10 protein-coding genes are annotated in these 13131 nt (G+C 40.1%); 3 read left to right on the top strand and 7 right to left on the bottom strand.

Annotation, left to right across the window (positions count from 1 at the left end; translation table 11 throughout):
• Window positions 1–75 precede the first annotated feature (75 nt).
• The 7 genes from HWQ43_RS33650 to HWQ43_RS33620 all read right to left on the bottom strand — a co-directional run bounded on the left by HWQ43_RS33650 (window position 76) and on the right by HWQ43_RS33620 (window position 6309).
• Window positions 76–408 carry an NAD(P)-dependent oxidoreductase gene (locus tag HWQ43_RS33650; RefSeq protein ID WP_292741755.1) on the bottom strand — a complete coding sequence of 111 codons (333 nt, stop codon included), beginning with the start codon at window positions 406–408 and terminating at the stop codon, window positions 76–78.
• A 68-nt stretch (window positions 409–476) separates the two neighbouring features.
• Window positions 477–1238 (bottom strand): ABC transporter ATP-binding protein, encoded by a 762-nt coding sequence (locus HWQ43_RS33645; RefSeq protein WP_292741753.1) that lies wholly within the window; start codon window positions 1236–1238, stop codon window positions 477–479.
• The gene (locus tag HWQ43_RS33640; RefSeq protein ID WP_292741751.1) at window positions 1239–2045 is read right to left on the bottom strand and encodes an ABC transporter permease; all 807 of its coding nucleotides are present in this window, start codon (window positions 2043–2045) and stop codon (window positions 1239–1241) included.
• Window positions 2046–2959: 914 nt separating this feature from the next.
• Complete coding sequence (locus tag HWQ43_RS33635) at window positions 2960–3367, bottom strand: hypothetical protein (RefSeq protein WP_292741750.1); 408 nt, start codon at window positions 3365–3367, stop codon at window positions 2960–2962.
• A gap of 448 nt (window positions 3368–3815) precedes the next feature.
• Window positions 3816–4250, bottom strand: coding sequence for a CAAD domain-containing protein (locus tag HWQ43_RS33630; protein WP_292741748.1), 435 nt, complete (start codon window positions 4248–4250; stop codon window positions 3816–3818).
• Between the two features lie 183 nt (window positions 4251–4433).
• Window positions 4434–4895 carry a BON domain-containing protein gene (locus HWQ43_RS33625; protein WP_292741746.1) on the bottom strand — a complete coding sequence of 154 codons (462 nt, stop codon included), beginning with the start codon at window positions 4893–4895 and terminating at the stop codon, window positions 4434–4436.
• 133 nt (window positions 4896–5028) lie between these two features.
• Window positions 5029–6309 (bottom strand): histidine kinase, encoded by a 1281-nt coding sequence (locus HWQ43_RS33620; protein ID WP_292741744.1) that lies wholly within the window; start codon window positions 6307–6309, stop codon window positions 5029–5031.
• Between the two features lie 550 nt (window positions 6310–6859).
• Between HWQ43_RS33620 and HWQ43_RS33615 the strand changes: the two genes are divergently transcribed.
• From HWQ43_RS33615 to HWQ43_RS33605, 3 genes are all read left to right on the top strand, one after another.
• Window positions 6860–9982, top strand: a complete 3123-nt coding sequence (locus HWQ43_RS33615) for an MFS transporter (protein ID WP_292741743.1) — start codon at window positions 6860–6862, stop codon at window positions 9980–9982.
• 353 nt (window positions 9983–10335) lie between these two features.
• A complete protein-coding gene (locus tag HWQ43_RS33610; protein ID WP_292741741.1) occupies window positions 10336–10599 on the top strand; it encodes a hypothetical protein in 264 nt (87 codons plus the stop codon).
• 878 nt (window positions 10600–11477) lie between these two features.
• Window positions 11478–12176: a calcium-binding protein gene (locus HWQ43_RS33605; RefSeq protein ID WP_292741740.1), complete on the top strand. Its 699-nt coding sequence runs from the start codon at window positions 11478–11480 to the stop codon at window positions 12174–12176.
• Window positions 12177–13131: the final 955 nt, after the last annotated feature.

The raw sequence follows: 13131 nt of genomic DNA, 5'->3' as shown, positions 1-13131 counted from the left end.
GTTGCACACCCACTAAACGTTTGAACTCTCGATTTGATAACCTTTTGCTTTGCTCTTAGTGCATTTTTAACTAGATTATAGATAAAAAATGCATATTTTACCATAAAATAATTTTGCAAGAGGTCTAATAGTTTGAGTGGCAATTTTATCATTTTTGCACAGAGGTGCACCTACTAATGCCGCTAGGGGAATAATGACATCAGCATCCTTGAGGAGATATTTAACACTATCCTCATCTCTGCAATCACCTCTCACAACTTGAAAGCCATCATATTGACAGCAATCAGCTAAACTATTTTGATGAAACATGAAGTTATCTAATACAGTCACCTCATAACCTTGAGCTAATAGAGTCGGTGTTAATACCGAACCAATATAACCAGCTCCTCCAGTCAATAGTATCTTCATTGAGACTCCACAAATTGTCTGACTTAATTTTTCAGGTTAAAAATCTTGTTTTTAGTAATCATCTTCATCTAAGAACTAGATAAAGATTCAGTACCCAATTGGACTGCTTTCAGGTAAAAATCTACTGTTTCTTCAGATTTTCCAGCAAACTTCACGTGTCCTTTGTTTAACCAAATTGCTTGTTCACAGGATTGTTTGATAAATTTCAAATCATGGGAAACTACCAAAATCGTTGCTTTACCATTCCAGAAACTATTAATTCTTTGCTGACTCTTATTTTTAAAACTCTCATCTCCTACCGATAAAACTTCATCTAATATCAAAATATCTGGCTGCACATCGGTAGCAATAGCAAACCCTAGCCGCGCTACCATACCGGAAGACAAACCCTTAACTGGAACTAAAGCATAATCCTGTAATTCTGCAAACTCTAGTATTGAAGGCGCTCTATTCAGCATTTCTGTTCGAGAATATCCCAGAAGCACACCATAAAGCATAATATTATCCATGACAGAAATTTCTGCATCAAACCCTGCTCCGAGTTCAATTAATGGGGCAATTTTACCCCTTACCCGCACTGCTCCATTTGTCGGCTTTAAAATTCCACAAATTAACTTGAGTAGTGTTGATTTTCCTGAACCATTCGCCCCTATAATACCTAATCTTTCACCTGAATTTACCACTAAATTAATTTGATCTATCACCAACTTTTTGGCTGGCTGGCGATACTTACCTTCTAGAACAGATAACAGCGTTTTCTTTAAGTCGTAAGAAAACTCTTCTTGAGTCCGTCGCCACAGCGAAACTTGGTCTAGGCGAATTACTTCCATCTACAGCAAATCCATAAATTGATGTCGCCACAAGTGAAAACAAGTCCATCCCAACGACAAAATAATTATGCCACTGAGTAATGCACCCCAAATTAAACCTAAATTTGGTGGCGCTCCTGATAATGTAATCTGACGTAAACTTTCAATAATTGGAGATAAGGGATTTAGAGCTAAAAACGGCTTTACCTCTGGGGGCACAATAGCTGCTGGATAAAAAACAGGACTACTGAGCCAAAGTACAAATACAACTAACTCGTAAAAATAAGGTAAATCTCTAAAAAACACGTATAAAGCACTGACCAAAAACCCAACTCCTGTACAAACCAAGACTAGCGCCAGAAATGGAAGTGGTAACGTTAGCACATTTACTAAATTTTTGGAATTCACAAAAGTAATTATTGCCAACAATGGCAACGCCCCGACAGCGAGCTGAAATACATTGGCTGCAATCATTGATATCGGAAAAACGCTTACTGGTAAACTAATTTTATTCAAAAGTGAGCCATTACCCACCACGCTACTCAATGCCTGAGAGGTGGAACTTGAGAAGAAATTAATTACCACTAGCCCAGTAAAAGCTGCTAAAGCATAGTTAAATATTGAGTTTTCATAATACGATACAAAGGCTTTCCCAAAGATTGCAGCGTATAACCCCGTCATAATTAACGGGTTTAACAGTGACCAATAAATTCCCAGAAACGAACCTCGATAACGTACTTTCAGGTTACGCGATACCAAAACGTGTAGCAATTCCCAATAGCGCCGCACTTGCAACCAAGCTGAATTACCTTTAAGCGAAATTATCATCTTTAAAAACTACCACACACCACAGGCAGGTTATTCGCGGATTTTATACTATTGGAGCGGTTTTTGCCGTATTACTTTAACAATAAAAACTTTATTTTACAAAGCATTGTTAAACACAGAAGTTACTAATCACCATTTTGATACTCTTAACCACACCCTACCCCAGGAAGACCAGTTAATTTATCAATTGGTTCCTAGTAGTCTGTCAAATTCATTTTGACGGTTAGAGAGACGCGATAAATCGCCGTCTCTACAGGTAATTTATCCATCAATTATTTATTGACAGACTACTAGAACTATCTACCACAAACTAACAGGTTGTAATTATCATAGAAATGCTTATAAGTCAAATATAATTATTTTCAGGATGTCTACTGATTGGATGATCTCAGCGCTACTCTATTACCTAACTCAAGCTATCTGGATCAACTCCCAGCGATCGCAAATACTCTGATCAATCGCTCTGCCCGTTGGCGTGCTTGTTCAACTTTTTCTTCTCGCGTCGGCATCCAATCTGCTATATTATACCAACGCATGTATATTTGGAAATCCCTAAGAGAGTGTTTACAACTATTTTGGCTCAAGTATACAAAACGGGCCGTAAAGTTACAGAGGATTTCAACTAAACGATGGAAATTGTGTTTGATGATTATTTGCCGCAATGGAATTACACCGCTAAACCACAGGTTGCATAATTCTGGATTTTATTTAATCCGCATTCCTAAGTGCACTTACAAGGGCAAAGTTTTGGCTATTTAATGGTCTACTTATTTCCGCCGTGCTGTACTAGAGGTATCCCACCAGGATCAAGGGTTCCTGGCATATAAAAGTAGAGACGCAATTATTGCGTCTCCAGAAAACACCTATTTAGCCTTCTTACGTGTAATTGCACCCGGAAAAAGGATAGTTGTTAATTAAATTACTCCTGGGCCTCTACCGCGGCTGTCACCCTTATCTGTCAACTTGCCTTCCTCATCCTGATTAATTTCTCCAAGTTCTTCAATACGTTCTTCCGTATCTTCTGCCGCTTGCTGGCGTGCATCACCTGGTTCTTCGTAGTACATTTCTGGTTCAACTGCATAGTTGTTTAACAAACCTTCTTTGTCTACGGTATAACCATCAGTGGTGCGTATGCTTTCTGGATCGGTTTGATCGTCAGTAGGTGCATCTGCTTCCCGTTCTTCTGTGGGGCGGGTTTTGTAACGATCTCCTTCTCTTTCCATTCTAGCGGCGGTTTCAGCAGGGATAATGCCGCGATCATAAGTATCGACTTCCGCGCGATCGGATGAATCTGTATCTCTCTTAACTGCTTCATTAGCCATAATTTATGTCCTCGTTAAAGAATCTATTAAATAACTTCAAAAACTAGATTAGGCTGTTTTTTATCTCTGAGCTACTATCTTGAGAAGTGACTTAAAATTAAAATAATGTTATATTCTCTATCTTTTGATGTATCCAAAAGACTAAAATGGAATCCGGTTAAATACTGTTGATTTACATTTATTGGTAGAACAAGGGTTTTGGTTGAAGTCAACTTAAAATTAAAAGGGCAACTAGAAACCGCAACGATACAAGGCTTTACCCAGTCTGTAGAGGCGGACGTGAGTGTGTGTAGCTGTGAATTCTATGAGACTGTTGGCGAATTGCGATCGCTACTTTCAAAGCATTGAGATGTCGTAGCGCCTCACTCCGTAAATTGTGGTTTACATGAATTTGCCAACAGAGTCATTCTATTTGCCCGTGTAAATCCTAATTTAATGCTTAGTAAATTTACTCGCCCACGAATTGGCTTTTCAGTGATTGAATTTCATCAGCTAATTCTTGCCGAGTTGAAGCCTTCAGTAAATAACGGAAAACAAACCAACTGGTGTAACTAATTCCAACTAACTCAAAAAGTGGTGATAGTAATGGAATATCATTGATTGCAGCTAGTACCATCAGTACTACTCTAACTGTAACAATGGCCGCCAAAATTAAAGCAACAGTTATTAGAGGCTGCTTGTAGTCCTGAAAAAAGCCACTTAAGTATTGGGGCAGTTGCTCTAAAAATTGAGAAATTTGTCTGCTAATTTGCTGCCATTGAGATTCAGGTTCAGGTGCTGGCGGTAACTTTGGTAAGTTGGCGGTATCAGTACCTTCAAGTGCTAGCGTACCTTGTGATAAGGAAGCATTGATAGATTCACGTTGGTGTTGTTCGGTTTCCATAGTTTTTATGTTTGCTAACTACAAGACTTTGTATAACTGAACTGAGCATCAACAAATATAGTTATTAAGGTCGTCAGTTGTCAATTATTAGTGGTCAGTTAAACTTATTACTGACCACTTAGGTTTAGCAGAAGCATTTAAATCTCTTTATGCTTACCTGCTCACTTGAATTTATTAATTGCCTTAGTTAGTTACTTTGGCAACAGTTGCTTTTACAACTACACTATTGACACCTTTAATTTCCTTAGCTAATTTTTCAATTTTAGCCAACTCCTGCTGATTGGTGACAGTTCCAGCCACAGTAACAACACCACCGTCTGCGGCATTAACTGTTAATTGACTCTTGGGGATATTAGCCTCTAATTTGGAGCGAACTTCACTTTCTAAGTCAGCTTTAGCTCTTTTTGTATCGCCACCAGTGGTATTGTTGCGCTGTTCGCGGGCGCGAATATCTTCATTTAGTTGTCTTCTACGAACTTCACTTTGCGCGTCTTTTTGAGAAGCTTCTGTTGTTTTTGCAGTTGGTGTTTGGGGAGCCTCATTAGGATTATTGGGTGCAGATTCACTTGTTTTAGAAGCGTTATCACAAGCAGCAACACCAAACACTAAAAGGCAACTAATTACGAAGGGGGTTAGCTTTTTCATTGGTTTAATTCTGAATCAGAAAGTGAAATCTATTGATATTTACGGCAAAAGTGAGGAGCAAGTTTTTTTAGTCAGGAGCAAAGTTTTCAAATTATTGCTCCTGCAATTTTGTGCGAGTGAAAACTACTTTAGGTTAAAGTACTTCATCACGACGATCAACAATAACTACAGCAGGATCGTTTCTATGAGGTTCTGTTGAGTAATTGGGGCGAATGGGATCGACTACAGCTGCGTCATTATGCTTTACTCGGTCAGAACCTGGGCGATGTTCACTAATCTCAGTGGCATCATAGATTGCAAATTCTTCAATACCTCGATGTTTGAGAATCGATTCAGCTTGGTGGATTTCAGCTTCCGTACCATCAAGAATTACTAAGTAGTCACCTCTTTGGAAGCGATCGCTATATACTCGCGCTTTGTCTTCAGGAATTCCCAAGCCAACGAGTGCGCCAACAATACTCCCCGCTGCTGCACCGATCGCACCACCAGCTAATGTTGTCGCCAAAGCTGTTGCAACTGCGCCACCTGCAATCACGGGCCCAATTCCTGGAATTGCTAAACTCCCAAGTCCAACTAATAAGCCAGTCAAGCCGCCTAAAAGACCACCTGTAGCTGCTCCAGTTTTTGCGCCATCATCTGCTTTATTACCACTACCAACATTTTTGTCTACATCTACACCACCGATCCCCTGACCGTTCGTATCTTTGGCAATGATGGAGACTTGATTCAACGAAAAACCTGCATCTCGCAATTCTGTAATTGCTACTTCAGCATCTCGACGATGAGAAAATACCCCGATCGCACGTTTTGCAACACCACTATGACCAGCAGTAGAAGTTGGAGTCACATAACCAGTGGTTGCATTTGTCGCATCTGGGTGGTCGTAAATGCCAAACTCTTCCACACCCTGATGATTTAAAATTGCTTCTGCTCTAAGTATTTCTGCCTCTGTACCATCGAGAATGACTAAATAGTGTCCTCGTTTAACACGTTCGTCGTAAACTTTAGCTCGTTCTTCAGGAATTCCTAAACCAATTAATGCACCAAGCAAACTACCAGCTACTGCACCAATACCAGCGCCAGCAAGAGTTGTAGCTAGGGTAGTTGCTGCGGCTCCAGCCAACATAATGGGTCCGATTCCAGGAATTGCTAAAGTGCCAAGACCGACTAATAAACCAGCCAATCCGCCCAAAGCACCGCCTGTAGCTGCTCCAACTTTAGCACCTTCGTCAGACTGATCGCCGACGCGATCGCTCACATCCGCACCAGCAATATCCTCTTTGTCTCCATCTTGGGTAATGACAGAAACTCTGTTCATGTCAAAGCCAACTTTTTTTAATTCATGTAGGGCATGTTCAACATCTCGACGATGAGAAAATACACCTACAGCACGTTTATGTAGACCTACTACCATTATTTTTTCTCCTCAGCAAAAATTAATTATTCACTAATTCATAGCTCGTAATGACCTTTATTAATACATTTTTCTGTTTTATTTTCATCAATCGCTTGGAAGAATTTTTACCTCTATCATTAGACATAGGTGGTTTTATCTAAAGTTAGTAACAAAATCTCAACAAAAAATAACTTTTATAAAAATAAAATTTATATATTAATTATTCTATTTTTGAATTATCTCAACAATAGTTGATAGCGAAAAATATTGTTTTCTACCGCTTGATACTGTAACTTACCCTTTGTTAACCTGCTATATCAATAGATAAATTTTTATGAAATTTCTTTTTTTTGAATAAACTTTTATTGAGAAAATTTCACTAAATCATAAAACATATATTTTTATATTTAGAAAAAATAAGAAAAATATTGATTTTTTTAAATACGACTTTTGGCAAATCAACCTATTACCTAAGAAAGTGACAGCTTATATAGATGATAATTAAGCTGAGAAATAAGCCATTTTTTTTATAAATGGGTATTGAATTGAGTAAAAGCGAGAAAATCTTATGTTTCAAGATGTTTTAACTATTTTGGGATGGAATCGGCTACCTTTTGGGTTAGCGCCGATAACTTTAGCTCAGGAAGTACTAACTCCAGAAGAAGCATCAGTTGTTTTTTCTGGGCCTAAATTGTTGATAGCACTGCTAGCTGGGGTTTTGATGGCCTTTGCGTTTCAATTGTTATTGACAAACCTTTCAGTTGCTGTCGGAATTTCATCTTGGGAAATTGACTTAGATTCTGATGACGAGTCTGAAGGTTTAGGTAAGACAATTCGTAAAGGTCAAGCTAAGGTTGGTGCTTGGGCGTTAATAACCGTTAGCATTGCATTATTTATTGCTTGTTTTTTAGCAGTAAAACTTAGCCTAATCGAAAGCGCATTTTTAGGAGCAATTATTGGTGTAGTCATTTGGTCTACCTATTTTTCACTAGTAATTTGGTTGGGTTCATCAGCGGTAGGTTCTTTAATTGGTTCTATATCTAATACTGTCACTTCTGGTTTTCAAACTCTGATGGGCACGGCAACTGCTGGCATCGGCGCGAATACTGCGAAAAGACAGTTAGTTTCTACGGCTGAAGATATCACAGCCGCTGTTCGGCGAGAATTAACTTCAGGTTTTGATTCTGAAGGTATTAAAAATACCCTCCAAAGTTCTTTAGGTTCTCTGCAATTGCCAAAGCTGGATATCAAAGAAATTCGGAGCCAATTTGACCAACTTCTTAAGGATACAGATTTGCAATCTGTTGCTAATAGCGATCTATTGCAAAACGTTAATCGCCAAACATTTGTTGATTTAATCAGCAGTCGTGGCGATTTATCTAAAGAAGATATCAATAACATTGCTGACCAATTTGAAGGTGTATGGCAACAAGCTTTAAATCGCAAAAATCCCACAGAACAAGTAATTAATTTACTCAAGTCCGCTACTCCTGAAGAACTTAATTCTGAGAAATTAGGTGAACGGCTTCAAGAACTAGTTACAATCGGAGGCGGTAATGGCAATGGTGTAATCAAACAAGCTATTAGGTATGGCTTAAGTGCAGCTGCGCCAGCAGTTCTGGAACGGGTAAACCTTTCTAATATCGATGTGAACAAAATTACAACTCAGTTGCAAAAACTGAAAGAAAAAGTTCAAGATGTCGATGTCGAGCAAGTCACAGAACAATTTCAAAAGTTTAGAGAACAGGCAACTGAGCAAGTATCTGCAAAATTACCCATATCACTGGAAAACGCGATTAAAGCAGATGTAGAAGACTATATATTGCATTCGTTCCCTTGGCACTTTAACCGAATTACCCTAATAGATGAATTTAAAGAAGTCATCTATGACGTAAATGCAGATCCGACAACTGTGAGACGGGAGTTGGAAGAAATCAATCAAGAATTTTTCACTAATTTGCTGAAACAGCGGGACGATCTTAGTGAAGCCAGGGTAAAAGAGATTTCCGAACAAATGGAAAGCGATCGCCTGGAAGTTTTAGAAACTGTCAAACAGGCCCAAGTACGAGAACAAGGGCAAGATTTCCGCAGCCGTATCGAAGATTATCTGCGTTCGACGGGTAAAGACGAACTCAATCCTGAAGGTATTGAACGAGACTTTGGCAAGTTGCTGGACGATCCACAAGCTAGTTTTGAAGATTTAAGTAGCCGCTTCGGGCAATTTGACCGCGATACTTTTGTACAATTGCTCCAACAGCGTCAAGATATCAGCGAAGAGGAAGCTAATAATATTGTTAGTCAACTCGAACGCAACCGCGACAATCTCTTGAATCGTGCTAGGGAATTGCAAGAGCAAGCAAAAGCGAAAGCCGATGAACTGCGCCAAAGAGTTGAAGAATATCTGCGGAATACTAACAAAGATGAACTCAATCCCGAAGCGATCAAACGTGAGTTTAGAGTTTTACTAGACGATCCGCAAGCCGGAATTAGCCTTTTACAATCGCGCCTATCGCAATTTGACCGCGATACCTTGGTACAATTGCTCAGTCAGCGTCAAGATTTGAGTGAGGAACAGGTAAACGAAACTCTCGATCAACTTGAAGCAGTGCGAGATAGTATTTTGCAAGTACCGCAACAGGCGAAAGAACAGTACGAGAAAACTACAAAAGCGATCGCCGAATATCTCCGCAATACCAACTTGGAAGAACTTAATCCAGAAGGTATCAAAGCCGATTTGGAAAAATTACTCGACGATCCTCAAGCTGGAGCCTTAGCACTGCGCGATCGCTTATCTAATGTCGATCGAGAAACCTTAGTTAAACTCGTGAGTCAACGCGGCGACTTGAGCCAAGAGCAAGTTAATCAGATCATCGATCGCGCTCAAGATGCCATTGGTGATATCCTGAGAGCGCCACGACGTTTAGCGAAGCGCACCACTCAACAAGCTTTAGATTTTGAAGCCAATCTCGAAGAATATCTGCGTAATACCAACAAAGAAGAACTCAACCCTGAAGGAATCAAACGCGATTTACAATTCTTGCTGTCTTCTCCCCGCGCTGGAATTGGCAATTTAAGCGATCGCGCCTCGAAATTTGACCGTTCGACAATTGTGGCGCTATTATCCCAACGTGAGGATATCTCAGAAGAAGAAGCTAACCGAATTGTGGATCAAATTGATTCTGTTCGTAGCTCCATTGTCGAACAATTCCAGCAGATTCAGCAGAGAGTGCAATCAGTGCTAGATGGAGTTTTTGCCAAGGTTCGCAACTATCTCAACTCCCTAAATCGTTCCGAACTCAACTATGAAGGGATTAAGCAAGACTTTGCAAAAGTCTTCGACGATCCCCAAGCCGGATTTGAAGCATTGCGCGATCGCCTCAGTGAATTCGATCGTGACACCTTAGTAGCTGTATTGAGTTCTCGTGAAGATATTTCCGAGGCGGACGCTAATCGCATAATAAACCAAATAGAATCGGCGCGGGATGGCGTATTGCAACGAGCCGAACGCATTCAGAAAGAAACTCAAAAACGCCTGAAAGCGATTCAAGAGCAAGCTAAAAAGCAAGCCGAAGAAACCAAGAAAACCGTTGCAAATGCTGCGTGGTGGATATTTGGCACAGCGATTACTTCCCTTTGCGCCAGTGCGATCGCAGGTGCGATCGCTGTTACCGGGATAACTCTACCAGGGTAAAATATCTCTGTCATCAGAAATTTTGAGAAATATAAAGTGGCATTCAGTCTTTATAAATGAATGCCACTTTTTTGATTTATAAAAAAAGTACCGTGATATTACAGCTATTTTCAGGTAAATAGACCACGCGGTAGGGGCGCAAGCCGCAAGCGAATTGCTTCGCTTCACTTTTCTACAAGACGCTACCGCGTAGCTTGCTTCCCCGTAGGGGTACGCTGCATTCGCAATGACATTGTGTAATTAATTTTGTTTATCTACTTATCCTCACTCGTGTTGGTGGAACTGATGTTCTCACTGGAGGATCGGGTAACGATGTTTTCGATTTCAACTTTGTTTCAGAGAGTCAACCTGGTTTGTTACAGGATGCGATCGCTGATTTTGTTGGAAATGGTGTCCTTGCAGGGGATCAAATTGATCTATCTACTATCGATGCCAACTCCACTACAGAGGGCAGCCAAGCTTTCACTTTCATCGGGAGCCGTGCATTCTCTGCAATCGGTCAAATCCGTTATTCAGGAGGTATTCTCCAAGGTAGTACTGATGGGGATCTGTCGGCTGAGTTTGAAATTAGGCTTACAAGAGCGCCACAACTAGTGGAAAGCGACATTATCCTTTAATTTAATATTATCTGCCTTGAAAATAAGGCAAAATGCAGAATTTTAATAATTGAATAGTCGCAAATAAAGATAAGTTTAGCTTGCCTTTCTGATAGTTTATAGTTATTAAATTGCGCCGCGTATATATCGGAAAATCAGGTAATACAATCGCAACAGTTGCGATGATGCCACCTAATGAAAAAGATATCAGAGAATTTGAGAAGGCACATTGTAACGCAAGGGATGTAGCGATGTCTACGACGGGCTACGCCTACGCACTGCTTAACAAAGCTTTTAAATTATGGACAATCACTTCCTTATACATAACTAGATAAATCACCAAATAAATCTCACAAACCAAAACTAACCCTATCTGAACAAAGGTTTCAGATTTTGCTTTAGCGAGAGGAATAAAAAAGGGCTAATTACTCTTTCTTATAGATAGGAAAAAGTAGGTTTGAAAGTAATACCATAGTTTGTGTGATTATGAATAGAATCAAAACTTCAAGAATCTATGCGCTTCTGTAGGAGGAAATTTGCTTGTTCCATAGCAGCCTACTACTGCAACCAGTAAAAACATAAGGATATCACATCACTCTGGGCATTATTTTGATGCCAACATCATCAATACATCTAGTGCTTGTCAAATCTTCAAACTTAACAGCAAAGACCTGTTCCAATCAGTTGTGATTCAGTTATCTTTTCCCACTCGTTATTTCTTTGCCTTGTTTTCTCGGCGTTGCTGAATGACAGTGTGAAATTTAAAAATTCAATCTTTGAAACTGTTTCCTTTACACCTTTGGGGGAAACCAAATTCATACTCTTAATCAGCAACACTGTTTTCTGATAGGAAAGTGACGAGGTTATTTTTTACCCTCTAAGTCAGGAGAAACTTACTAATGGCAATTATCAACGGTACCATTTTTAATGACAACAATACCATCAACGGTTTCCCACTAATCTTTCGCCCTGCCCTAAATGGGGGTGCTGGCAGCGATATCCTTAACGGCAATGCCGGCGACGATATCTTAAATGGGGGTGCTGGTAGCGATATCCTTAACGGCAATGCCGGCGACGATAGTCTAAATGGGGGTGCTGGTAGCGATATCCTTAACGGTAATGCTGGCAGCGATACCCTTACTGGCGGTGCTGGCAGTGATATCCTTAACGGTAATGCTGGCAGCGATCTCCTTACTGGCGGTGCTGGCAACGATACCCTAAATGGCGGTGCTGGCAGCGATCTCCTCACTGGCGGTGCTGGCAATGATTCTCTCATTGGCGGTGCTGGCAACGATATTTTCGATTTCAATTCAGTTTCAGATAGTCCTATTGGTTTGTCACGAGATGTTATCGCTGACTTCGTTGGAAACGGTATCTTTACAGGCGATCAAATCGATCTATCTAGCATTGATGCTAACTCCAGTGTAGCGGGCAACCAAGCCTTTATTTTCATCGGTGCTGGCGCATTCTCAGCAGCTCGTCAGGTTCGTTATTCAGGAGGTATTCTTCAAGCTAACATTGATGGGGATCTGTCGGCTGAGTTGGAGATTGGACTGACAGGAGCACCACCACTAATAGCAAGCGATATCATCCTCTAATCTAATACACCTCTTGCAAAAGCGCTGAACACCCTACTTCTAAGAGCAAGCGCTTAGGAGTGGGGTTCTTATTTATGATTTATGCAAGAAGTCTAATATTGAAGAATAATTTAGGTCAAAGCCAAACATACTCCAACTGTGAGAAAATGTACTCGGCTTTAAACTGTCAAGATTTAAACTGTCAAGATTGGTATTGCCATAATCAAGCACAGTTAAATACTAACAAAGTTGCTCCTATTAGCTGCACCTAACAGAAGCACATCTAAAAAATAGAAAATTACCAATGCTTGCCAAGGTTTGATCGTGCCGCGTATGCATGAGAAAATCAGTTGATACAATCGCAACAGTTGTGATGATGCCACAATAGCCAAATGGTAACGCTAGGGGTGCAGCGATGTCTACGACGGGCTACGCCTACGCACTGTCTAACAAGGGAATGCACTAAGTTCAAATACAGCCCCGATCCTGGAAGGCCCCGCCTCCAGTGGTTTTACCAGAGGCAGCAGCCCTCTCGAAATACATTTCCAGTCTTAAGCCTGGGAACGAATTCAAGTTACACAAATCTTTAGGCTTTTCTTCGTGCTATGCGTCTAACAAAGCTTTTAACTTCTTGGCAATTATTTGTTATATATAACTACAGAAACCACTAAACAAATACCAATATGCAAAACCAACTCTATCTGTACAAAGGCTTCCGATTTTATTCTGGTCAGAGGATAAAAGAAAGTTAATTATTTTTTACAAATAGAAAAAAGTCTGCTGGAGGGTAATGCCATAGTATTGTTATTATGAATACAGTACCAACGTCCTTAAATCTATATAATTACGTAGAAAAAATCTACTTATTCTTTAGTATTTTGCAACTGAAACAACCGAAAACATAAGGTACAAGGACATCAGATGATTTTGATTACAGTTTTGATGTAAACATCATCAAATACATCTAGTACTTCTT

The organism is Nostoc sp. JL31 (genome assembly GCF_017114965.1).
Lineage (GTDB): Bacteria > Cyanobacteriota > Cyanobacteriia > Cyanobacteriales > Nostocaceae > Nostoc > Nostoc punctiforme_A.
The sequence above is the reverse complement of the archived record's forward strand: the minus strand, read 5'-3'. Positions and strand labels throughout refer to the sequence as shown.